The following is a 22,544-nucleotide window of genomic DNA, read 5'->3' on the forward strand; positions in this document are numbered from 1 at the left end:
AGTATCGGGCAACCGATACCCTGGCCAGGTCACCGGGGGCCGCATCGGCCCCGTTCCGCTCTTTGGGGGACCGCGACACCATGCTGCGCTACTTGCCGTTCCTGCTGGTCCTGGCGCTCTGGATCTACGCGTTCATCGACTGTCTGAACACCCCGGAGAAAGAGGTGCGCAAGCTGCCCAAGGTGGTCTGGGTCATCATCATCCTGCTGTTCGGCGAGGTGCTGCTGGGCCCGGTCGCCTGGCTGGTGGTGGGCAGGCCGCGGCGCGCTCCCGCGGGCGGCGGCAGCACGCGGTTCGTCGCGCCCGACGACAACCCCGAGTTCCTGCGGTCCCTGAGGGACGACGACAAAAAGGACGAATGAGCACCATGGATCTCGATCTCGCCCGCACCTGGCTCGCCACCGCCGTGGAGGAGGCGAGGGACGGCCTCGCCGAAGGGGGCATCCCGATCGGCGCCGCCCTGTACTCCGCCGACGGCAAGGTGCTCGGCCGCGGCCACAACCGGCGCGTACAGGACGCCGACCCGTCCGTGCACGGGGAGACCGACGCGTTCCGCAGGGCGGGGCGCCAGCGCACGTACCGGGGCACCACGATGGTGACCACGCTCAGCCCCTGCTGGTACTGCTCGGGTCTGGTGCGGCAGTTCGGGATCTCGCGGGTGATCATCGGCGAGGCGCGCACCTTCCACGGCGGGCACGACTGGCTCGCCGAGCACGGTGTCGAGGTCGTCCTGCTCGACGATCCCGAGTGCGTGGGCATGATGGAGGAGTTCATCGCGGCGAAGCCGGAGCTGTGGAACGAGGACATCGGGGACACCGGCGAGTGAGCCGTCGGCGCGGGCGGCCGTTGTGACGCCGTCGCCGTAACCGACCGTGCCGATGCGAGCCGTTCTTGCCCCAGTTCCACACGATGCCGAGCCCCGAGCAGCTGCCCATGGCCACGCTCGGGCCACCGCCGGAAGTACTGGTTTCTCCGCGGCCCGAACTCCCGCCGCCATCGGAGGAGTTGCCCTCCCTGCCGGCTTCGTCCGCTCCGGTTTCCGCGCCGCGAACCCCGCCCGCTCGGCGAGCAGGTCAACAACGGGCGCCGGCCAGTCGGCGCCGCCCAACGCCTCGCCCCCACCCGCGAGTTCGACACGAGGCCACCACCTCGGCGAGGCGCGGATCACAGGCACGGACCGGCTCCGGGTCAGCCGGCTCTGCTCGGCGGCCCGCAGGAGTGACCACAGGCCGGGGCCGTCGAGCGGTCCCCCGTGCCGCTCGACGGCCTCGGCCAGGGTGATCCCTGGGACGTACTCCGCGGCGAACCACGGCGGGTCGGCCTCCCGGGGTTGTCCACGACGCCGCGATACACCCGCCGACCCGTTGTCCGACACGGAGTTCAGTGTGGCTCAGCACCACACTGAACTGGAGTGGCTTTCTAGAAATTCACTATAGAAACACAGCTCCGGTGCGGTGCCCTAGGCTGGTCGTCGACATGAGCCCCAAGCAACTGCGCGGCGCGGAAACCGTCGACCGCCTCCTCGATGCAGCGCTGCGCGTCTACGCGGACGCGGGCGAGCAGGGCATCACCGTCAGCTCCCTGACGCGCACGGGCGGGGCCAGTCCGGGCAGCCTGTACCACCACTTCGGCAGCGTCGACGGGCTGATGCAGGCACTGTTGCTGCGCTGGCTCGGCCGGCTCCTCGACGAGCTCACCGCTGCCCTCGAACGCTCCCGCACGCCGCGTACGGGGATCCGCGCGGTGGTCGAAACGTATCTGCGCTTCATCCGGGAACACCCCGACGCCTCCCGCCTGTTGCACTCCTCGTACGCCGACCGGGTGGGGATGGCGCAGGCCCGCCAGTTGCGCGACGCGCAGGAGGCGCGGCTCTCCCCGCTCACCGAGTGGATGCGGCAGCACGTCGAATCCGGCGCGATCGCCCCGCTGCCCGCGCCGCTCATCGAGGCCCTGGTGCTCGGCCCGGTCGTCGGTCTCGCGCGCGGCTGGCTCGCCGGGACGCACGAGAGCGACCTCGATCACGCGGCGCGCGTCCTGTCGGAGCGGATCTGGCGCTCACTGGAGCCGTGAACACGTGAAAGGCCGGCCCCGCGGTACGGGACCGGCCTTCCAGAAACGTGTCACACCCCGGCGTACGAGTGCTTGCCCGTGACGAAGATGTTCACGCCGTAGTAGTTGAAGATCCAGCAGGCGAAGGCGATCAGCGCCAGGTAGGCGGCCTTGCGGCCCTTCCAGCCGGCGGTCGCGCGGGCGTGCAGGTACGCCGCGTAGGCGACCCAGGTGATGAACGACCAGGTCTCCTTGGGGTCCCAGCCCCAGTAGCGGCCCCACGCGTCGCCCGCCCAGATCGCGCCCGCGATGATCGTGAACGTCCACAGCGGGAAGACCGCCGCGTTCACGCGGTAGGAGAACTTGTCCAGGGACTGCGAGGCGGGCAGCCGCTCCATGACGGAGGTCGCGAACTTGCCGGGGGTGCCGCCGTTCGCGAGCTTGTTCTCGTACGAGTCCTTGAAGAGGTACAGGATCGTGCCGACCGCGGCGACGTAGAAGACCGCGCCGCAGAAGATCGCCGTCGAGACGTGGATGTACAGCCAGTACGAGTGCAGCGCCGGCACCAGCTGGTCGCTGGACGTGTACAGCACGGTGGTGGCGAGGCCGAGGTCGAGCAGGACCGTGATGACCAGCGGCAGGCCCAGCCAGCGCACGTTCTTCTTGCATGCGAGCAGGACGAGGTAGATGCCCACGGCGACGGTGGAGAAGGTGATGCTGAACTCGTACATGTTGCCCCACGGGGCCCGCTCCACCGAGAGCGCGCGCGTGACCACACCGCCGAACTCGACGAGGAAGGCGAGCACCGTGAGGGAGATGGCGATGCGCCCGTACATGTCGCCCTGCACGTCACCGGCCGCGGCGCCGGGCCCGTCCGGCACGTCTCGCGCGCCGGCCGCGGCCCGCGTCACGACCTGCGGCCGGTCGAGGACGGCGGCGCCGCCCTTCTTGTTGACGGTGACGGCGGGTGCGGCGGCCGTCTTCTCCTCGGCCTTGCCGGTCAGCGCGGCGGCGGTGCGGCCGACCTTGCTGCGGCTACCGAAGATCCACTCGGCCATGTTCGCGAAGAACGCGAGCAGATAGACGGCCATCGACGAGTAGATGAGGACGTTACTGGTGTGAGCCAGGTTCTCGTTGACTGCGGCGGCGAGAGTCACTTCTCAGCCCCTTCGGCGGCAGGAACAGCAGTGGGAGGTTCGGATGATTCGGTGGGTTCGGCGGGGTCGGGCGCGCTCGGCGCCTCGCTGTGCAGCTGCTCCACCAGGGAGCCCAGCTCCTCCGGCAGCTTCGCGGACTCGCTGCGGCCGAGGCCCGCGAGTTCGACGACGGTCACCCCGTCGGGGCCCGGAGCGGCGCGCACCCAGACGCGGCGGCGCTGGATGAACAGGGAGCCCGCCAGACCGCCGATCGCGGCGATGGCGCCGCCGAGTGCCCAGGTGTCACCGGGCTGGTGGGAGATCTGGAAGGTGACCCATTCCTTGATGTCCTTGTCGAACGTGACGGAGCCCGCCCCGTTCGGCAGCTTCATCGTCTCGCCGGGCAGCAGCCGCTGCTTGAGCGCCTTGCCCTTGGAGTCCTTGAAGGTCTTCATGTGCGAGGTGTCCAGCTGGTACACGTTCTGCGGGAGTCCCGCGTCCACGCCGAGGTCGCCGTGCGTCGCGTTCAGCGCGAGGACGGGGAAGTCGAGCGCGGGGAACTGGGAGAGCATCGTGCCCTTGCCCGCGCCCGCGAACGTCGGCACGAACCAGGCCGCGAAGCCCAGCTGTTCCTTCTTGCCCTTGGCGTCGCGGTAGCCGTCCATCACCTTGATGGCGCCCTGCGAGGAGATGTTGGAGTCGATCGGCAGCATCGGCACGGTCTGCTTCGAGACGACCTTGCCCTTGCCGTCGCGGACCGTGACGGGGACCGCGTAGCCGTGCCCGTTGAGGAAGATCTTGGTGCCGTCGATGTCCAGCGGGTGGTTGGACTCGATCTTGGCCTGCTTCGTCTTGTCGCCCGAGCCCTCGGTGTAACTCACGTTCGCACGGAAGGTGCGCGGCGTGCCCTTCTCGGGGCCCGTGCGCTCGTACGTGGCCGTGAACTTGTCGAGCGTGAAGCTGAACGGCGACAGGTCGTGGTCGCTGTCGAAGAGGTTGCCGGACTTGAAGTCGTCGTACTGCGTGAGCGTGTTGGCGAACCCGTCGCCCTCGGTGACGAGCTTGCCGCCCTCGAACTTGAACAGCTGGCCCCACGCGAAGGAGACCAGCATCACGATCAGCGCGATGTGGAAGACGAGGTTGCCGACCTCGCGCAGATAGCCCTTCTCCGCCGCGATCGCGTCCCCCGCGACGTGGGCGCGGAAGCGGCGCTTCTTCATCATCGCGAGGGCGGCGGTGCGCACCTGCTCGGGGTCCGCCTCGGTGCGCCACGTCGCGTACGCGGGCAGCCGGGTGAGCCGCTTGGGCGCGCCCGGCGGGCGGCCGCGCAGCTGCCCGACGAACTGCCAGGTGCGCGGCACGATGCAGCCGATGAGGGAGACGAAGAGGAGCAGGTAGATCGCGGAGAACCACACCGAGCTGTAGACGTGGAAGAAGCCGATCTTGTCGTAGATCGGCGCGAGCACGTCGTGCGCCTTGCTGAAGTCCTCAACCTTGGCCGGGTCCGTGCCCTGCTGCGGGATCAGGGAGCCGGGGATGGCGCCGAGGGAGAGCAGGAACAGCAGGATCAGGGCGACCCGCATCGAGGTGAGCTGCCGCCAGAACCAGCGGACCCATCCGATGACACCGAGCCTGGGCAGGTTGGGCGCACGGTCCTCCTGGGGGGCCGTGCTCAGCTGGGAGGACGCGGCTTCGAGCTCAGTGGGGTCGCCACCGCTCCGCACGTCGTCGGTTGTCTTGCTCATGGATCAGATTCCCACCTGGAAGCCGGTGGACCAGGTCCGCATCTGCCCCACGAGGGCGTCCCACGCACCCGTGAGCAGCAGAACCCCGGTCAGGATCATCATGATGCCGCCGATGCGCATCACCCACGTGTAGTGCTGCTTGACCCAGCCGAACGCGCCGAGCGCCTTGCGGAAGGCGATCGCGGCGAGCACGAAGGGCACGCCGAGGCCGAGGCAGTACGCGATGGTCAGTATGGCCCCGCGGCCGGCGGTGCTCTGCACCGAGGAGAGGCCGATCACGGAGGCGAGGGTCGGGCCGATGCAGGGGGTCCAGCCGATGCCGAACAGCGCGCCGAGGACCGGGGCTCCGGCCAGACCGGCGGCGGGCTTCTTGTGGAAGCGGAACTCCCGCTGCGTCATCCAGGGCATGAAGCCCATGAAGAAGACACCCATGGCGATCATGAGGCCGCCGAGCACCTTGCTCAGCACCCCTTGGTACTCCTGGAGCGTCTGGCCGAAGAAGCCGAACAGGGCGCCGCCGGAGACGAAGACGGCGGTGAACCCGAGGACGAACAGGCTGGCGCCCGCCGCCATGCGGCCCCTCCGCTGCTCCATCAGATCGGTGCCGGTGATGCCGGTCACGTACGACAGATAGCCGGGTACGAGGGGCAGTACGCACGGGGAGAAGAAGGAGACCAGGCCGCCGAGGACGGCGACCGGCACGGCCAGCAGCAGCGCGCCGTCCGTGACGGTGTCAGCGGCGGCGAGTGTGATGAGGGAGGAGCTCACCTTCGCTCACTTCTCCGCGACGACCGGCGAGACCATCTCGCGCAGGGCCTTCTCGCTGAGTGGCTTGAGCGAACGCGCGGCGATCTTGCCCTCGCGGTCGACGACGATCGTCGAGGGGATGGCCTGCGGGTTGAGGGTGCCCTTCTCGAACTTGAGGAGCAGCCGGCCCGTCGGGTCGTAGAAGCTCGGGTACGGGACCCCGTAGGACTCCTCGAACTTCTTGGCCGGGTTGGTGCTGGTGTCCCGGGTGTTGATGCCGAGGAACTGGACGCCCTGCTTCTCGGTGTCCTTGGCGACCTTCACGAAGTTCGGTGCCTCGGCGCGGCAGGGCGGGCACCAGGAGCCCCAGACGTTGAGGACGACGACCTTGCCCTTGTAGTCGGACATGTGGAGCTGCTTGCCCTCCAGGTCCTTGGCGCTCAGGTCGGGGGCGTCGTGCCGCTCGCCCTTCTTGACCGTGGCGATACCGCCGGACCCGGTGACGAAGTTGGTGTTGTTGCCGCCGCCCGACGTGCCGCCGGAGCCGCAGGCCGTCAGCGCGAGGGCCGCCACGGCGGCTCCTACGGTCAGCTTGGCGGCGCGGCGCTTCGTCGCGGTGGTGCGGGGGGTGCGGGAGGCGGCACTCATGTGAAAAGTTTCGCATGTCTGTTTAGGGGATCTTCCGCACCCCCCTCGCGGTAGGAAAAGCCCACTTCAGGAGGGGTTTGCGAGGAACTTGCGCCAGCCCTCGGCGGGCCGCTGTCCCACATCGAGCGTACGCAGCTTCGCCAGCGTTTTCGGGTCCTGCGCGTCGAGCCAGTCGACGAACTGCCGGAAGGAGACGAGCCGCACGTCACGGTGGTGCTCGGCGGTGGCCGCGATGTGCTTCAGCGCGTCCTCGACGGCGTCCATGTAGATGCCGCCGTTCCACTCCTCGAAGTGGTTGCCGATGAAGAACGGTGCCCGGTTCGTCTCGTATGCCCGCTTGAACCCCTGGATGTACGCCTGCGTCGACTGCTCACGCCAGCCCGGGTAGTTGGCGGCGGGCGCACGCGTGGAGTTGAGGGACTGGTTGGCCAGCATGTTGTAGTCCATCGACAGGACCTCGAAGCTCCGGCCGGGGAACGGGACGGCCTGCAACGGCAGGTCCCAGATCCCGAGCCGCTTGTCCGGCCAGCGCTGTACGCCGCCGGGCGAGGACGCGTCGTAGCGCCAGCCGAGTTCACGGGCGGTGGGCAACAGGTTCTCCTGGCCGAGCAGGCAGGGCGTGCGGCCGCCGACGAGTTCCTTGTCGTAGTCGAAGGGCAGCGCCGGAAGGTCCTTCCAGCCCGTGTGCGTACGCCACTTCTTTACGAAGGACGTCGCCTGGTCGATCTCGTCGCGCCACTGCGCGGGCGTCCAGTGGGCGACGGACCCGGAGCCTGCGCAGAAGTGCCCGTTGAAGTGCGTGCCGATCTCGTGCCCTTCGAGCCAGGCCCTGCGCACGTACGTCAGCGTCTCCTTGATGTGGGCGTCGGTCAGATAGCCGATGTCGGAGGCGCCGACGGGGTTGTTCGGCGGGCGGTAGAGCCGCTTCTTCGACTCGGGCAGCAGGTAGAGGCCCGAAAGGAAGAAGGTCATGTGCGCGCCGTGCTCCTCGGCGAGCTTCAAGAAGCGCGGAAAGAGTCCGTTGCCCACCTCGCCCGCGCCGTCCCAGGAGAAGACCACGAACTGCGGTGGCTTCTGGCCGGGTTCGAGCCGCTCGGGCCTGCCCGGCTGGTGCGGCTGCTTCCCGGTGTACGCCGTCGAGCCGTCGCCGATGGGCCGCAGCTGAGCCCTGCCCGGCCGGCCGGGCCCACCGTGCCGCTCCGCGGTGACCGTCGGGGCACCCCCCGCACCGCAACCGGCGAGCAGCGCCCCGCTCGCCGCGCCCGCACCGAGCCCGAGCAGTCCCCTGCGACTCACGTCCCGCATACCGTCGTCCCCAATTCCTCACGCCACCCCATGCACAGGGGCACCCCGGAAGAGGGCATGAGGAACACGCGGGTTCCGGTAAACGGTCCGGCTTTGCGGCGATTTGAAGAGGTACGCGAAAGGCCGCCGGGTCGACGGCGGCCTTTCGCTCTTGAATCGTTGCCCGGAATCAGGCGGTCAGACGGTCAAGCCCCGAAGGCCTTGTCCTTCCCCTTCACGGGCTTCGCGCCCGCCAGGAGATGCGCGGGAACGAGGTCGCGGGCGGGCTCGGTGTAGCCCACCGACACGATCTTGTCGCCCTGGTACGTGAACGTCGTCAGCGAGGCGAGCGTGCACTGCCGCTTGCGCGGGTCGTGCCACAGGCGCCGCTTCTCGACGTAGCTCCGCACGATCCAGATGGGCAGCTGGTGGCTGACCAACACTGCCTCGTGCCCGCGCGCCGCGTCCTTCGCCGCGTCGAGCGCGCCCGTCATCCGGACGACCTGGTCGATGTACGGCTCGCCCCAGGACGGCTTGAACGGGTTGACCAGGTGCTTCCAGTTCTCCGGGTTCTTCAGCGCGCCGTCGCCGACGCCGAAGGTCTTGCCCTGGAAGACGTTGTCCGCCTCGATGAGCCGCTCGTCGCTGCCCAGGTCGAGGCCGTGCGCCTTCGCGATCGGCGTCGCCGTCTCCTGCGCCCGGTCCAGCGGCGACGCCACGACGTGCGTGATGTCACGCGCGGAGAGGTGCTCGGCGACCCGGTCGGCCATCCGCCGGCCGAGCTCGGAGAGGTGGTAGTCCGGCAGGCGACCGTAGAGGATCCCGTCCGGGTTGTGCACCTCGCCGTGGCGCATCAGATGGACGACGGTGATGTCGTCGCCCGACTTCGGGGCGCTCATGCCGTGGCCTCCGCGGCCGCGCGGGCGGCGGCAGGAAGGGCGGCCGCGACGCGCTCGATCGCCCGCTCGTCGTGAGCGGTCGACACGAACCAGGACTCGAACGCCGACGGCGGCAGATACACGCCCTGCTCCAGCATCGAGTGGAAGAACGGACCGAAGCGGAAGGCGTCCTGCCCCTTCGCGTCCTCGTAGTCGTTCACCTCGTTCTCCGTGAAGAACACGGTGAACATGTTCGAGGCGTTCTGCACGCGGTGCGCGACGCCCTCCTTGGTGAGCGCCTCCGAGACCAGCGAACGCAGGCGCTCACTGGTCGCGTTCACCTTGTCGTACGCCGCGTCGTCGAGCAGCCGCAGCTGGGCGACGCCCGCGGCAGTGGCGACAGGGTTACCGGACAGCGTGCCCGCCTGGTAGACGGGGCCCGCCGGAGCGAGGTGCGCCATCACATCGGCACGGCCACCGAACGCGGCGGCCGGGAAGCCACCACCCATGACCTTGCCGAACGTCATCAGGTCGGGCACCACACCGTCGACGCCGAACCAGCCGGCCTTCGACGTACGGAACCCGGTCATCACCTCGTCGGAGACGAACAGCGCGCCGTTCTGCGCGCACACGTCCTTGAGCCCCTGGTTGAAGCCCGCCTTCGGCGGCACGACGCCCATGTTGCCGGGCGAGGCCTCCGTGATGACACAGGCGATCTGGCCGGGGTGCGCGGCGAACGCGGCCCGCACGGCCTCGATGTCGTTGTACGGCAGCACGATCGTGTCGCCGGCCTGCGCGCCCGTGACACCCGGGGTGTCCGGCAGGCCCAGCGTGGCGACGCCCGAACCGGCGGCGGCCAGCAGCGCGTCGACGTGCCCGTGATAGCAGCCCGCGAACTTGATGACCTTCGCCCGGCCGGTGAACCCGCGCGCGAGCCGGATCGCCGACATGGTCGCCTCGGTGCCGGAGGACACGAGGCGCACCTGCTCGACGGGGCCGATCCGCCCGACGATCTCCTCGGCCAGCTCGACCTCACCGGCACCCGGCGTACCGAAGGAGGTGCCGCGCGAGACGGCCTCCTGGACGGCCGCGATGACCTCGGGGTGGGAATGGCCGAGGATCATCGGCCCCCACGAGCACACGAGGTCCACATACTCGCGGCCGTCGGCATCCGTGAGATACGGACCGTTACCGGACACCATGAAACGGGGCGTTCCGCCCACCGCTCGGAACGCGCGCACGGGCGAGTTCACGCCACCGGGCGTGACCGCTTCCGCACGGTCGAAAAGGCCCTGCGACGCGGGTGCCTCGTAGGGATAGGGAGTGTTGTTCGCCTCTGCCATACCTCTCAGCGTACGGCCCACCCTCGCGCGCACCGGCGCGCGGACCCGCGGGCAACCTAGACTCGGGCTCGCGCCACACCCCGCCCGCACGTTTCGGCGGGGGACCGTGGGGGAGGTCACTGACACGATCATCGGGTTGCGCGCAGGCGGTCGCGCGGCCTACAAAAGGGCTTGCGCGCCCTGGGGAACAGCAGTCGGGTGGAGATTATGCATCGCGGTGGCGGACTGGGCGAGGGGACCGGTGACCTGGGCCCCCGGCGTGCCCGGCGGGGGAAGCACCGGCGCGAAGAGGGCGAAGAGGTCAGCGGCATCAGGGACGGGGACATCAGAGACGGGGACATCGGGAATGGTGGCCGGGTGGGGGTGACCTACAAATACTTCGGCGCGCCCGACGGCGCGACGGCCGCCCGCGTCCCGATCTCCATGCGCCCCGAGGAGCTCGGCGGTGACGAGCTGGGCATGGGCGGCATGTTCACCAAGATCAAGCCGGAGACGGTGGCCGCGATGGTCCTCACCGGCATCGAGGGCATACCCCTGCACAAGGTCCCGCCCCTGGAACTCGTCGTCCTCCACCCCGACTACGCGGTGGTCAAGCTCCCCATGACGGTCGTCGACCCGCTGCGCGGCGTCGGCGAGGAGTCCGTCGGTGCCGCGGCGTTCATCTGGTCCACGGTCCCCGACCGCGGCGGCCCCAGCGACGCGTTCAACGTGTACCAACTGCTGCACGAGTGGCAGGACTTCAGCCACCGCCTGCACGACGCGGGACACCAGGCGTACTGCCTGGTCTGGCCGTAACCGGGCCCTACAGCACCGGCGGCCCCGCCTCGATCCTCCGCAGCACTGCCTCGTACGAGTCGATCGACCCGCCCGTCTGCAACTGCCGCTCGTCCCACCAGGTCGCCCCCGCGTCCGCCAGCGGACCGACGACGTCGAGCGCCGCCGCCTTGCCGGGCGGCGTGAGCCCGCCGACGACGAACTCGAAGGGCCCCTCCACGGACTCCCGGTGCTCATTCACGTACCGGACGACGTCCGCGAACTGATCCGGACGCGGCGGCACACCGTGCAGGGCGTCGGCGAACAAGGGAGCCGCGCCGTCCCAGCGGGCCGCGCGGCGCATCGGCCGCCGGGCCGGCCAGAAGCCGCCGATCCAGACGGGCGGGCGGGGCTGCTGCACGGTCGCGGGCAACAGCCGCGTCTCCCGTACGCGGAAGTGGGCGCCGTCGTGGTCCACCGTCCCGCCCGACCAGTACCGGGACAGCAACTCAAGCCCCTCGTCGAGACGTTCGGCGTGCACGGCCCGGTCGACCGTGTCCCCGAAGCCGCCGTACTCGTCGTCGGCGGGGCCGCCCAGACCCGCGCCGAACACGACACGGCCACCGCTGAGCGCGTCCAACGTGGCGACCTGGCGGGCCAGTTGCTCAGGCCGGTAGCGGGGCACGGCCGCGACGAGCGTGCCGACCTTGATCCGGGACGTGGCCAGGGCCGCCGCCGTCAGCAGCATCCAGGGGTCACCGAAGGGCTTCCCGCGCTGCTCCTCCTTGTCGTGCACGACGTGGTCCCACACCAACAGGCCGTCCCAGCCCGCCTGTTCGGCCGCGACGGCCGTGCGGGCGACGGTGTGGGCGTCGGCGAAGTCACCGAAGTTCGGGATGTTGACCGAGAAGCGCATGACCTCATGATGTCGGCCCGCACGCCTGCCCGACAGGGCGCCACGCACCCCTCCCCCATGAGCCGCACGGTGAGCCGCCGGGGCGGCCGATCGCCTGATCGGTGGTCGGCCGAAGGGCTTCTTCCCCGGATCTCACCCGCGGCGCACACCATCCGGGGAAGGCATGGCACATGAAGATCGCGTTCCTGCTGCACAACGTGTACGCCGTCGGCGGCACGGTGCGCACCACGCTCAACCTCGCCGCCGCGCTCATCGAGCACGGCGGCCACGAGGTGGAGATCGTGTCGCTCTCCCGGCACCGGGAGGCCCCCCGGTTCCCGGTCGACCCGCGAATCACCCTCGTACCCCTGGTGGACCCGCGCGCCGGGACGCCCGACAGACTCCACCCCGCGTACGGAGAACCGGCCCGCGACTACCCCACCGCCGACAAGCGCCACCAGCAGTACACGCTGCTGCACGACATCCGCGCACGCGCCTACCTGGAGGAGCGCTGCGAGGCCGACGTCGTCATCGGGACGCGGCCCGGACTCAACGTCTACCTCGCCCAGTGGGCGCCGAAGCGGGCGCTGCGGATCGCCCAGGAACACCTGCGGCACGACGCGCACAGCGACAGTCTGCTCAACACGCTCGCCCAGCACTACCGGACGCTGGACGCGCTCGTCACGGTCACGGAGCAGGACGCGGAGGTGTACCGGGCCAAGGTGCGGCTGCCCGGCGTGCGGATCCTGTCCGTGCCGAACATCGTGCCACCGGCCGCCGTGCCGCCCTCCGACGGCAGCTCGAAGATCATCGCCGCAGCCGGCAGGCTCGCCCCCGGCAAGCGCTACGACCTGCTCCTTGAGGCCTTCGCCGCGGTGTCGGCGAAGCACCCGGACTGGGAACTGCGGATCTACGGAGGCGGCCGACAGGAATCGCGCCTGCGGGCCCTCGTGGACGAGCTCGGGCTGCGCGGACGGGCCCGCCTCATGGGGACGGTGTCGCCGATCGAGCCGGAGTTCGCGCAGGCGTCGATCGTGGTGAGCGCCTCCGACGCGGAATCCTTCGGGATGACGCTGGTCGAGGCCATGCGCTGCGGCGTCCCCGTCGTCTCCACGGACGCGCCGCTCGGCCCCGCCGAGATCATCACGGACGGCGTCGACGGGCGGCTCGTGCCCGTCGGGAACGCGAGTGCGCTCGCCGAGACGGTCATGGACCTCATCGAGGACGAGCCGGCACGCCGGAAGATGGGCGCGGCGGCGCTCAGTGCTGCGCACCGCTATGACCCGGAGCCGATCGTGGCCCGGTATGCCGCCCTCTTCACGGACCTGGCGGCGAGTCGGCGGCGCCGCGCCTGGAGCAAACTCCCCGCGCGACTCCGCCACCCACCCCGGTGAGCAGCGGGCCCCTGTGGCGGCACCGGCGTGACGGCCGCGGGGCTCCGCCCCGGACCCCGCGCCTCAAACGCCGGCGGGGCTGAATTCGCCGAACCGGCGTGACGGCCGCAGGGCTCCGCCCCGGACCCCGCGCCTCAAACGCCGGCGGCGCTGAATTCGCCGAACCAGCGTGACAGCCACGGGACTCCGCCCCGGACCCCGCGCCTCAAACGCCGGCGAGGCTGAATTCGCCGAACCAGCGTGACAGCCACGGGGCTCCGCCCCGGACCCCGCGCCTCAAGCGCCGGCGGGGCTGAATTGCCGAACCGGCCCGACAGCCGCGGGGCTTGGGCTGGTCACCCGACTCGGAGTGCCTCAAGGCGGTCCGCGAACGGGACGACCGTGAAGCCGTCGTCGGGGTCGACCGAGGTGACCGCCCCGTGCAGGGAGCGCGGAGCGATCGCCGCGGCCGTGTCGACGTCGGGGGACGCGGCGGAGCCGAACCGTGCCAGCTCCCCGCCCGCCCGGGCGATCCGGGACGCGAGGCCCTCCTCGCCCCAGTCCTCCGACGCCGCGTACACGGCCGTAGGAAGGACAACCGCCCGCAGATACGTGAACAGCGGACGCAGCGCGTGCTCGGTGACCAGGGAGTGCCGGGCGGTGCCGCCCGTCGCGCCCACGAGCACCGGCTTCCCGGTCAGCGCATCCTTGTCGATGAGGTCGAAGAACGACTTGAACAGGCCGCTGTAGGACGCGGAGAACACCGGGGTCACCGCGATCAGGCCGTCCGCCGCCGCCACCGCGTCGAGCGCGGCGGCGAGCCGGACCGGCGGGAAACCGGTGACGAAGTGCTGGGCGATCTCCGTGGCGTAGTCACGCAGTTCGAGCACCTCGACCTCGGCGTCCACACGCTCCGCGGTCGCGGCGGCCAGCCGATCCGCCAGCAGCCGGGTGGACGACGGGGCGCTCAGCCCCGCCGAGACGACGACGAGCTTCATACCTGGTCGACCTCCTTCGCGGCGACACGGGCAGCGTGCGTGGGCGCGTCCGGCACGTTCGCCGGCCGCTTGTTCGCGAACTCCTTGCGCAGCACCGGCACGACCTCCTCGCCGAGCAGGTCGAGCTGCTCCAGGACCGTCTTGAGCGGCAGCCCGGCGTGGTCCATGAGGAACAGCTGGCGCTGGTAGTCGCCCACGTAGTCGCGGAACGACAGCGTCCGCTCGATGACCTCCTGCGGCGAGCCGACGGTCAGCGGCGTCTGGGACGTGAACTCCTCCATGGACGGGCCGTGTCCGTACACCGGCGCGTTGTCGAAGTACGGGCGGAACTCGCGCACCGCGTCCTGCGAGTTCTTCCGCATGAACACCTGACCGCCGAGCCCGACGATCGCCTGCTCGGGGGTGCCGTGCCCGTAGTGGGCGTAGCGCTGCCGGTACAGGTTCACCATCTGCTTGGTGTGGCTGGCGGGCCAGAAGATGTGGTTGTGGAAGAAGCCGTCGCCGTAGTACGCGGCCTGCTCTGCGATCTCCGGCGAGCGGATGGAACCGTGCCACACGAAGGGCGCGACGCCGTCCATCGGACGCGGGGTCGACGTGAACGACTGGAGCGGCGTACGGAACTTGCCCTTCCACGTCACCACGTCCTCGTCCCAGAGGCGGCGCAGCAGCGCGTAGTTCTCGATGGCGAGGTCGATGCCGTCCCGGATGTCCTTGCCGAACCACGGGTAGACCGGGCCGGTGTTGCCGCGGCCCATCATCACGTCGACCCGGCCGTCCGCGACGTGCTGGAGCATCGCGAAGTCCTCGGCAATCTTCACCGGGTCGTTCGTGGTGATCAGCGTCGTCGACGTGGACAGGATCAGGTTCTCGGTGCGGGCCGCGATGTGGCCGAGCATCGTCGTCGGCGAGGACGGGACGAACGGCGGGTTGTGGTGCTCACCGGTGGCGAAGACGTCGAGGCCGACCTCTTCCGCCTTCCGCGCGATGGCGAGCATCGCCTTGATGCGCTCGTGCTCGCTCGGCGCGCGTCCGGTCGTCGGGTCGACGGTGACGTCGCCGACGGTGAAGATCCCGAACTGCATGCTGGTCACCTTGCTCACCTTCCGAAGTTGTTGACGCTTCAACTATACCTCCGGAACGGTGGCCCGCCACCAGGTATTCCCGCGACCGGCGGACACGGTCGAGCGCCGCCCTACACCCGGTACGGATCCCGCCCCGTCGCCGCCAGCAGCCGCTCGAACGGGCCCGCGTCCGCACCCACCGGCACCGCCGCCCCGAACGCCCCCATCTCCCGGCCCGTCGGCGCAAGCCGCTCCACCACCCCCGTGAGCTCCGCCACCACCGCGGGCTCGGCCGCGTACTCCTGGCCGGTCGCCCGCGCCAGATCCCACGCGTGCGCGGTCAGATCCAGCAGCGCCATCCCGCCCACGGTCCGCGCCGGCATGTTCAGCGACCCGGTCGTCCCCTCCTCCGCACCGGGCGTGGACCAGGCCTCCACCAGCACATCCGCCTCGGTCGCGAACCGCTCACGCCAGCCGCCCTCCGCCACATAGTCCGGCGGCGACGAGAAATCGGAGTCCCGCTTCACCGCGAGCTTCTGAAACTCGACGACCACATGCAGAAGGTGGTTCGCCAGAGCCCTCACGTCGTAGTCCGCGCACGGCGTGGGGGCGTCGAGGGCCTTGTCCTCGATCCCGGCGACGACGGGGACGGCACGGGAGACGGCCGCGGCGAGCAGCCCGCCCAGGGGCTTCGTGTGCGTCTGCTTCTCGTTCGTGTCCATACCTCGACGCTACGAGCCCCAAGACCGCCCGTCTTGAAGAAACACGACGCCAGGGAACGAAGGACGAAGGACCTGCGATGTCAGTGCCCCGCCCTACGCTTCCCCCATGTCACCGGAGCGCCCCGACACCCGCGGGATCGTCGACCCGGCCGCACTCCTCACGCGCGTGCGGCTGCGGCGTCACGAACCCGCCGAACCGCTGCGCCGGTACGTCGAGCACTACTGGTTCATCGACTGGGACCTGCCGGAGCCCTACGCCTCGAACGTGCTGCCCCACCCCTCCGTGCACCTCACCTTCCAGCAGGACGACATCGACCAGCCGCCGTACGGGGAGCTGACCGGCGTCGCCGCGCCCGGCCTCTACACACGCAAGATCCACGGGCGGGGAAAGGTGTGCGGGGTGAAGTTCCGCCCGGGGTCGTTCCGACCGTTCGCCCCCGACGCGCCGGTCTCGCGGTGGACGGGCCGGGTCCTGCCCTACGAAGAGGTCTTCCCGGCCACGGACCCCGCGGCCATCCTCTCCCCCACCGACGACCCCGGCCGGATCGCCGCCCTCGACGCGTACCTGCTGCCACTGGCCCCCACCGAACCCGACCCGCAGGCCGACCTCGCGACCGGCCTGGTCGACCGCATGAGAGCCGACCGCGGGGTCCGCCGCGTAGCCGACTTCGCGCAGACCGAGGGCATGACGGTGCGGGCGCTGCAGCGCCTCTTCCACGCGTACGTCGGCGTCAGCCCCAAGTGGTGCATCCTGCGCTTCCGCATCCACGAAGCGGTGGAGACAGCCGCGGCACGCCGCGACATCGACTGGGCCGCCCTCGCCGCCGACCTCGGCTACGCGGACCAGGCCCACCTCGTACGGGACTTCACGACGACGGTGGGCGTGCCCCCGACGGCGTACGCGAGCTGAGTCCGGCCTGATCCAAACGGCAGGCCCTAGTTCGCGTGCTTGATCGCGAAGATCATCACGAACGCGACGATATGAATCCCGAACAGGAAGTACCCGAGGTACCACCACATGTACCGCTCGCCGCGCTTCTCCTCCGCGCGACGCCGCTCGTCGTACTCCCGCTGAAGCACGTCCAGCGGATCGCTCGCGTCACTGCTCACGATGCACCTTCGTATTGGACGCCTGAGCACGCGGCCGGACCACCAGCAGATCGATGTTCACGTGCGGCGGCCGGGTCACGGCCCAGCGGATCGTGTCGGCGACATCGTCCGCGCTCAGCGGCTCGGCCACACCCTGGTACACCTTGGCGGCCTTGTCCTCGTCCCCGCCGAACCGGGTCAGCGCGAACTCATCGGTCTTCACCATCCCCGGCGCGACCTCGATCACCCGCACCGGCGTCCCGACGATCTCCAGCCGCAGCGTCTCCGCCAGCACATGCTCCCCATGCTTGGCGGCGACGTACCCGCCCCCACCCTCATAGGTCCCGTGCCCAGCGGTCGACGACAGAACAACAACGGTCCCGTCCCCACTCGCGGTAAGGGCGGGCAGCAGCGCCTGCGTGACATTGAGCGTGCCGATGACGTTCGTCTCGTACATCTGCCGCCAGTGATCCGGATCCCCGGTGGCCACGGGATCGGCGCCCAGCGCGCCCCCGGCGTTGTTCACCAGCACACCAATGGTCTTGAACGCCGAAGCGAACTCGTCAACGGCGGCCCGGTCGGTCACATCCAACGCATACGCGACGGCATCGTGCCCAGCCGCCGCGATCTCCTTGGCGACCGCGTCGATCCGGTCCTGCCGACGCGCCGTGAGCACCACGCGATACCCCTCGGCCGCCAGCTGCCGCGCGGTAGCGGCACCAATGCCACTGCTCGCGCCCGTGACGACGGCAATACGGGATGCGGGGGCGGGAGCCATGGTCTTGCCCTACCTTTCGGCGACGATCCACTGAATCGCAGCCCAGGGTACGCGCGACACTCACACGGGTGACGCCGCTCGATCACCCGGACGGGGCGGGAACGCGCGGGCTAGCGTCGCACTCGACAACCGAAAACAGAGCGGCCCCCGGCGGGATTGCAGTCCCGACCGGAGGCCTGACCAAGAGGAAGGCAGTAACTTCCCATGGCTGAACGCGAGCCTAGCGCTCACCACCAACTGGCGTTCGACGACGCCTCGGCATCCGGGTTCATGGACCTGGAGGTGCCGGAGTACTCGTACATGTTCGGGTTCCTGCAGATGGACGGACACCTTGCGAAGGGCACCGGCCAGAAGGGCCGCCTGAGCGCCGAGATCAACATCCGGGATGTCGACATCCTGCGCAGGTTCCAGGAGCTGACGCCGTACAACAGCAGCATCAGGGAGCGCGTCCGGGAGACGAACTTCTCCGCGAGCCACCACTCGGCGACGTGGACCCTGTGCTCCCTCGAAGCGCGCACGAAAATCAACGAGCTCGGGCTGCCATACGGCCGCAAGTCCAAACAGATCAAGCCACCCCGGGTGCCGTTCTCCCGGCGGGACTACCTGCGGGGAGTGATCGACGCGGACGGCTCCGTCGGGTACACGGGCAAAGGCCTCCCGTACATCACGCTCACCACACAGAGCACCGCCATCGCGGTCTACCTGTGCTTCTACGGCCGCAAGATCGCCGAAGTGCAGCGTCACCCCAAGCGCAATGCACGCGACGGCATCTACAACGTCATGTACGCGATGGAGGCCGCCCAGAAGCTCAGCGCCCATCTCTACTATCCGGGCTGCCTCGCGCTCGAACGCAAGCAGACTGCGGCCGACTCGCTGATCGGCTGGACCCGGCCGGCCGACATGAGGGCGGCGTACACCGCGCGACGCTGGAAGGAGTGGGAGGACCGCGTTCTCCTGAAGCACGACAGCATCGCAGCCGCCGCCGAGGAGCTGGGCCGCACCTACCAGAGCTGCAACCTGCGACGGTGGCGCCTGTTGAGCGGGAAGGTGCCGATGCCTGAGTGATCCTCGGCCGAGGGTCCGAGCTGCCAACAGCTCGGGCCCTCCCGCCAGTTCACCCCTTCACGCACACAACCTGCTTGATCTTCGCCACGACCTCCACGAGGTCGCTCTGCTGAGCCATCACCTGGTCGATGTTCTTGTAGGCACCCGGAATCTCGTCCAGAACCCCGGAGTCCTTACGGCACTCGACGCCCCGGGTCTGCTCCTCCAGGTCCCGCACCGTGAAGTGTCGCTTAGCCGCATTGCGGCTCATCCGCCGTCCGGCACCGTGCGAAGCCGAGTTGAACGCCTTGCTGTTGCCGAGGCCCTTCACGATGTACGAGCTGGTGCCCATGGACCCGGGAATGATTCCGTAGTCGCCGGACCCGGCCCGGATCGCCCCCTTGCGTGTCACGAGCAGGTCCATACCGTCGTACCGCTCTTCCGCGACGTAATTGTGGTGACACGAAATCTCGGGCTCGAACGTCGGCTTGGCCTTCTTGAACTCCTTGCGGATCACGTCCTTGAGGAGCGCCATCATGATCGCGCGGTTGTACTTCGCGTACTCCTGCGCCCAGTACAGGTCGTTCCGGTATGCCGCCATCTGCGGAGTTTCCGAGATGAAGACCGCCAGGTCCCGGTCGACGAGACCCTGGTTGTGCGGAAGCTTCTGCGCCACTCCGATGTGGTGATCCGCCAGTTCCTTGCCGATGTTGCGGGAACCGGAGTGCAGCATGAGCCAGACCGAACCTGACTCGTCGAGACAGATTTCTTCTAGATGATTCCCCGATCCGAGCGTTCCCATCTGCTTCCTGGCACGTTCGTGACGGAATTTGACCGCATCGGCCACCCCATCGAACCGCCCCCAGAAGTCCTCCCACCCCGCCGTACCGAACCCATGCAGCCGCCCCGGATCCACCGGCTCGTCATGCATCCCGCGGCCCACCGGAATCGCCTGCTCGATCTTCGAGCGCAGCCGCGACAGGTCGCCCGGCAGGTCATTGGCCGTCAGGGACGTCTTCACCGCGCTCATTCCGCAGCCGATGTCCACGCCGACCGCCGCCGGGCAGACCGCGCCCTGCATTGCGATCACCGAGCCGACCGTGGCGCCCTTTCCGTAGTGGACGTCGGGCATGACGGCCAGGCCCTTGATCCAGGGGAGCGTCGCCACGTTCTGGAGCTGCCGCATCGCGCCCTCCTCCACCGTGGCCGGGTCGGTCCACATGCGGATCGGGACCTTGGCGCCCGGAACCTCTACGTACGACATGAAATCCCCCGGAAATCGGAACAGTTGGTCAACTTCGAGCTGAAGCATCGGAAATGGATGTAGCGCAAATACCGGCGCCAGCGCGGCAAATAGGATGCCGGACCGGCGTTCACGGCAGCCGGTGCGATACACATAGTGCCCATTGGCCGCCCCACCGCGGCAACCGATTAACCAGGCGCAAGGCGCCGAGAGGAGCCTCAGGGTGCAGCGGAAGTCGTACGCGTTCGTACCGGGTGTCGCCGTGCTCCTCGCGGCGGTGCTCGCCGGCTGCACCGGTGGTTCCGATGACGACGGCGGGGCCGACGACTCGAAGCCGGGTGAGCCGACCGCGACCGCGTCGACCGCGGAGCCGGGCAAGTACCGGACGCTGCCCGAGCCGTGCAGTCAGCCGGACCGGGCCACGCTGGACGAGATGCTTCCCGGTATCAAGAAGCTCCCGGACGCGGAGCAGCGGGAGAAGGCGTACGAGGGTGTGGCCACGGTCACGTACGACACGGATCGCCGGGTCGGGTGCCGGTGGAAGGACGATGCGGCCCGGGGTGGCACGCATCGTCTGAGCCTCGACTTCGAGCGGGTGGTGTCGTACGACACGGCCGTGAGCGATGACGACCGCGCGGCGTCGGTGTTCGCGGCGAAGGCGGACGCGGCGCAGCTGCCGGAGCCCGTGGCGTCGGAGGCCTCGGCTTCGGCGTCGGAGAAGGTTTCGGATTCCGCGCCGGAGTCCGCGTCTCCTTCCGCGTCGGACGAGCCGTCCGGTGACGCCTCCGCTTCCGGCTCCCCCAGCTCCCCCAGCTCCTCCGCGACCGCCGATGATCTTCAGCCGCGGCTGCTCGACGACCTCGGCGACGAGGCGTTCGTCGACGATGTGCTGGCGGGTCCGACGACGGGTCGGCACCGCACGGTGACTGTGGCGTTCCGCACGTCGAATGTGTTGGTGACCGTCCGGTACGAGGTGCAGACGGCGACCGCCGCGAAGGTGCCGGACAGCAAGGAAATGCAGGACACAGCGCGGAATCTGGCCGGGAACCTGGTCGGCAAGTTCGGCGATTAGGGGCATTCGGGCACTGCCCGGTGGCAGGCTGAACGTGAGACGCGCGCGTCGGGCACGGCGTACGGTGACCCATCGGGCCCCACTCGTGAAGGTCGAATGGTCATCACGTGGCGGGTCCGTGGCCCTGTCAGCGTCCTAGTGAAGGAACCATGCACCGTCCGACCAAGCGACTCACCCGCACCCTTGTCTGCGCGGCCGCCGTGCCTGCGGTTCTCGTCGTAGCCGGCTGCTCGTCCGGTTCCGGTTCCGACAGCGCGAAGGACGACTCGCAGGCGAAGGCCTCGGCCTCGACCTCGGGCGCCAAGGCGAAGAAGGTCACGCCCGCGACGTACAAGGAGCTGCCGCAGGCGTGCTCGGCGTTCTCGAAGGACACGCTGGGCGATCTGGTCCCGAAGGCCGAGAGCAAGGCCGGCGCGTCCGACGACGAGTCGACGCGTGCGAACTGCTCGTGGTCCAGCCTGGACAACAACGGCGTGGAGGGCTCGCAGTTCCGCTGGCTCAATGTGTCGTTGGTCCGTTTTGACTCGGATGTGAACCGGGGCAGCGGCGACAAGCTGGCCGAGAGCTACTACGCGAAGCAGATCAAGGACGCCAAGGCGACCAAGGGCGCGAAGGACCTCAAGACGGCGCCGGTGTCCAAGACGGGCGACGCGGCGACGCAGATCAGCTACGACCGGAAGTACAAGGACAAGAAGGACACCGTCACGTCCAAGCAGCAGACGATCGTCTCGCGCGTGGACAACGTCGTGGTGACGGTCGACTACAACGGTTCGGGTCTGGCGGGCGAGAAGGCCCCCACCGCGGACTCGCTGTCGAAGGACGCGCAGAAGGCGGCGAAGGAAGCGGTGGCCAAGGTCATCGAGTCCGCCAAGGGCGGCGGTGACGCGGCCGGTTCGGCGAAGCCGTCGGCCCCCGCCAAGGAGTCCAAGGACTCCAAGAAGTCCGAGGAGTCGAAGAAGGGCGCGTGATCGCGGCCCGCTGACCTCCTGACGGAAGCCCGGTTCCCCCTTGGGGGACCGGGCTTCCGTGCGTACCGGCCCACGCCGCTGCGTACGCGTGTGCCAGTCTGTTGGCCGCAACAGCCGGAACTTGGAGGGGAAGTGGAGTGGCCGCGCCACTGAAGCTGACACGGACGCACCGGATACTCGTGGGGGTGGTCATCGCCGGGGCGGTGGTCATCGCCGCCATCGGTTTCGCCGGTTCGTACGCCGCTGTGCGGGAGTTGGCCCTGGAAAAGGGCTTCGGGAACTTCTCGTACGTCTTCCCGATCGGTATCGACGCCGGTATCTGTGTGCTCCTCGCGCTGGATCTGCTGCTGACGTGGATCCGGATCCCGTTCCCGTTGCTGCGTCAGACGGCGTGGCTGCTGACGGCGGCGACGATCGCCTTCAACGGCGCGGCGGCCTGGCCGGATCCGCTGGGTACCGGCATGCACGCGGTGATCCCGATCCTGTTCGTGGTGGCCGTCGAGGCGGCGCGGCACGCGATCGGGCGGATCGCGGACATCACCGCGGACAAGCACATGGAGGGTGTGCGGATCACGCGCTGGCTGCTGTCTCCGCTGCCTACGTTCTTGCTGTGGCGGCGGATGAATATCTCTATGCCGTACTGACCCGTCAGGGACGTATGGCACGTCTCGTCACTCGTTCGTGGCTCACAAGTATCTACAACGCGGGAGTCACGTTA

The 22,544-nt window shown here is 69.3% G+C and carries 22 protein-coding genes and 2 pseudogenes; 10 read left to right on the top strand and 14 right to left on the bottom strand.

From position 1 onward, the window contains the following. Window positions 1-80: 80 nt before the first annotated feature. The 3 genes and pseudogenes from ACFYWS_RS07840 to ACFYWS_RS07850 form a co-directional block, all read left to right on the top strand. A pseudogene (locus tag ACFYWS_RS07840) lies at window positions 81-359 on the top strand (PLD nuclease N-terminal domain-containing protein); the annotation flags it as partial. Between the two features lie 8 nt (window positions 360-367). Next, entirely contained in the window at window positions 368-826 is a 459-nt protein-coding gene (locus ACFYWS_RS07845; RefSeq protein ID WP_389271775.1) for a nucleoside deaminase, read from the top strand. Window positions 827-1,476: 650 nt separating this feature from the next. Beyond that, window positions 1,477-2,070 carry a TetR/AcrR family transcriptional regulator gene (locus ACFYWS_RS07850; protein ID WP_389270916.1) on the top strand — a complete coding sequence of 198 codons (594 nt, stop codon included), beginning with the start codon at window positions 1,477-1,479 and terminating at the stop codon, window positions 2,068-2,070. Window positions 2,071-2,120: 50 nt separating this feature from the next. Here the strand turns inward: ACFYWS_RS07850 and ccsB are convergent, their stop codons facing one another. The 7 genes from ccsB to hemL all read right to left on the bottom strand — a co-directional run bounded on the left by ccsB (window position 2,121) and on the right by hemL (window position 9,830). After that, window positions 2,121-3,206 (bottom strand): c-type cytochrome biogenesis protein CcsB, encoded by a 1,086-nt coding sequence (gene ccsB, locus ACFYWS_RS07855; protein ID WP_389270919.1) that lies wholly within the window; start codon window positions 3,204-3,206, stop codon window positions 2,121-2,123. Further along, the gene (locus tag ACFYWS_RS07860; protein WP_389270922.1) at window positions 3,203-4,930 is read right to left on the bottom strand and encodes a cytochrome c biogenesis protein ResB; all 1,728 of its coding nucleotides are present in this window, start codon (window positions 4,928-4,930) and stop codon (window positions 3,203-3,205) included. Before ACFYWS_RS07860 ends, ccsB begins: the two co-directional genes overlap by 4 nt. A 3-nt stretch (window positions 4,931-4,933) precedes the next feature. Further along, the gene (locus ACFYWS_RS07865) at window positions 4,934-5,698 is read right to left on the bottom strand and encodes a cytochrome c biogenesis CcdA family protein (RefSeq protein WP_389270925.1); all 765 of its coding nucleotides are present in this window, start codon (window positions 5,696-5,698) and stop codon (window positions 4,934-4,936) included. 6 nt (window positions 5,699-5,704) lie between these two features. Continuing rightward, entirely contained in the window at window positions 5,705-6,325 is a 621-nt protein-coding gene (locus ACFYWS_RS07870; protein ID WP_389270928.1) for a TlpA family protein disulfide reductase, read from the bottom strand. 66 nt (window positions 6,326-6,391) lie between these two features. Beyond that, complete coding sequence (locus ACFYWS_RS07875) at window positions 6,392-7,630, bottom strand: hypothetical protein (RefSeq protein WP_389270931.1); 1,239 nt, start codon at window positions 7,628-7,630, stop codon at window positions 6,392-6,394. A gap of 185 nt (window positions 7,631-7,815) precedes the next feature. Next, window positions 7,816-8,508, bottom strand: a complete 693-nt coding sequence (locus tag ACFYWS_RS07880) for a histidine phosphatase family protein (RefSeq protein ID WP_389270934.1) — start codon at window positions 8,506-8,508, stop codon at window positions 7,816-7,818. Then, a complete protein-coding gene (hemL, locus tag ACFYWS_RS07885) occupies window positions 8,505-9,830 on the bottom strand; it encodes a glutamate-1-semialdehyde 2,1-aminomutase (RefSeq protein ID WP_389270937.1) in 1,326 nt (441 codons plus the stop codon). The genes ACFYWS_RS07880 and hemL overlap by 4 nt, the downstream gene beginning before the upstream one ends. A gap of 207 nt (window positions 9,831-10,037) precedes the next feature. Here hemL and ACFYWS_RS07890 point away from each other — a divergent pair, with 207 nt between their 5' ends. Next, entirely contained in the window at window positions 10,038-10,625 is a 588-nt protein-coding gene (locus tag ACFYWS_RS07890; RefSeq protein WP_389271778.1) for a hypothetical protein, read from the top strand. Between the two features lie 7 nt (window positions 10,626-10,632). Here the strand turns inward: ACFYWS_RS07890 and ACFYWS_RS07895 are convergent, their stop codons facing one another. Beyond that, window positions 10,633-11,499: an LLM class flavin-dependent oxidoreductase gene (locus ACFYWS_RS07895; RefSeq protein ID WP_389270940.1), complete on the bottom strand. Its 867-nt coding sequence runs from the start codon at window positions 11,497-11,499 to the stop codon at window positions 10,633-10,635. Between the two features lie 170 nt (window positions 11,500-11,669). On the opposite strand from ACFYWS_RS07895, the gene ACFYWS_RS07900 reads away from it, so the two are divergent. Continuing rightward, complete coding sequence (locus ACFYWS_RS07900) at window positions 11,670-12,872, top strand: glycosyltransferase family 4 protein (RefSeq protein ID WP_389270943.1); 1,203 nt, start codon at window positions 11,670-11,672, stop codon at window positions 12,870-12,872. A 335-nt stretch (window positions 12,873-13,207) separates the two neighbouring features. Here the strand turns inward: ACFYWS_RS07900 and ACFYWS_RS07905 are convergent, their stop codons facing one another. The 3 genes from ACFYWS_RS07905 to ACFYWS_RS07915 form a co-directional block, all read right to left on the bottom strand. Beyond that, the gene (locus ACFYWS_RS07905; RefSeq protein ID WP_389270946.1) at window positions 13,208-13,849 is read right to left on the bottom strand and encodes a CE1759 family FMN reductase; all 642 of its coding nucleotides are present in this window, start codon (window positions 13,847-13,849) and stop codon (window positions 13,208-13,210) included. Continuing rightward, window positions 13,846-14,931 (bottom strand): LLM class flavin-dependent oxidoreductase, encoded by a 1,086-nt coding sequence (locus tag ACFYWS_RS07910; protein WP_389271781.1) that lies wholly within the window; start codon window positions 14,929-14,931, stop codon window positions 13,846-13,848. The genes ACFYWS_RS07905 and ACFYWS_RS07910 overlap by 4 nt, the downstream gene beginning before the upstream one ends. A 110-nt stretch (window positions 14,932-15,041) precedes the next feature. After that, window positions 15,042-15,632: a TIGR03086 family metal-binding protein gene (locus tag ACFYWS_RS07915; protein ID WP_389270949.1), complete on the bottom strand. Its 591-nt coding sequence runs from the start codon at window positions 15,630-15,632 to the stop codon at window positions 15,042-15,044. Between the two features lie 106 nt (window positions 15,633-15,738). Between ACFYWS_RS07915 and ACFYWS_RS07920 the strand changes: the two genes are divergently transcribed. After that, complete coding sequence (locus ACFYWS_RS07920) at window positions 15,739-16,542, top strand: DUF6597 domain-containing transcriptional factor (RefSeq protein ID WP_389270952.1); 804 nt, start codon at window positions 15,739-15,741, stop codon at window positions 16,540-16,542. 26 nt (window positions 16,543-16,568) lie between these two features. Here the strand turns inward: ACFYWS_RS07920 and ACFYWS_RS07925 are convergent, their stop codons facing one another. Next, a complete protein-coding gene (locus tag ACFYWS_RS07925) occupies window positions 16,569-16,742 on the bottom strand; it encodes a hypothetical protein (protein WP_389270955.1) in 174 nt (57 codons plus the stop codon). Then, complete coding sequence (locus ACFYWS_RS07930; RefSeq protein WP_389270958.1) at window positions 16,732-17,499, bottom strand: SDR family NAD(P)-dependent oxidoreductase; 768 nt, start codon at window positions 17,497-17,499, stop codon at window positions 16,732-16,734. The genes ACFYWS_RS07925 and ACFYWS_RS07930 overlap by 11 nt, the downstream gene beginning before the upstream one ends. A gap of 204 nt (window positions 17,500-17,703) precedes the next feature. Here ACFYWS_RS07930 and ACFYWS_RS07935 point away from each other — a divergent pair, with 204 nt between their 5' ends. After that, window positions 17,704-18,564, top strand: a complete 861-nt coding sequence (locus tag ACFYWS_RS07935; RefSeq protein ID WP_389270960.1) for a hypothetical protein — start codon at window positions 17,704-17,706, stop codon at window positions 18,562-18,564. A 49-nt stretch (window positions 18,565-18,613) separates the two neighbouring features. Here ACFYWS_RS07935 and ACFYWS_RS07940 read toward each other — a convergent pair whose 3' ends face one another. Continuing rightward, window positions 18,614-19,807, bottom strand: a complete 1,194-nt coding sequence (locus ACFYWS_RS07940; RefSeq protein ID WP_389271784.1) for an RtcB family protein — start codon at window positions 19,805-19,807, stop codon at window positions 18,614-18,616. Between the two features lie 202 nt (window positions 19,808-20,009). On the opposite strand from ACFYWS_RS07940, the gene ACFYWS_RS07945 reads away from it, so the two are divergent. The 3 genes and pseudogenes from ACFYWS_RS07945 to ACFYWS_RS07955 form a co-directional block, all read left to right on the top strand. Then, window positions 20,010-20,858, top strand: a complete 849-nt coding sequence (locus ACFYWS_RS07945; protein WP_389270963.1) for a DUF3558 domain-containing protein — start codon at window positions 20,010-20,012, stop codon at window positions 20,856-20,858. Between the two features lie 149 nt (window positions 20,859-21,007). Further along, on the top strand, window positions 21,008-21,826 hold the full coding sequence (locus ACFYWS_RS07950) for a DUF3558 domain-containing protein (RefSeq protein ID WP_389270966.1): 819 nt from the start codon (window positions 21,008-21,010) through the stop codon (window positions 21,824-21,826). A 137-nt stretch (window positions 21,827-21,963) separates the two neighbouring features. Beyond that, window positions 21,964-22,455 (top strand): annotated as a pseudogene (locus tag ACFYWS_RS07955) (DUF2637 domain-containing protein); the annotation flags it as partial. Window positions 22,456-22,544 lie beyond the last annotated feature (89 nt).

The sequence above is a fragment of the Streptomyces sp. NPDC002795 genome (genome assembly GCF_042888725.1).
GTDB lineage: Bacteria > Actinomycetota > Actinomycetes > Streptomycetales > Streptomycetaceae > Streptomyces.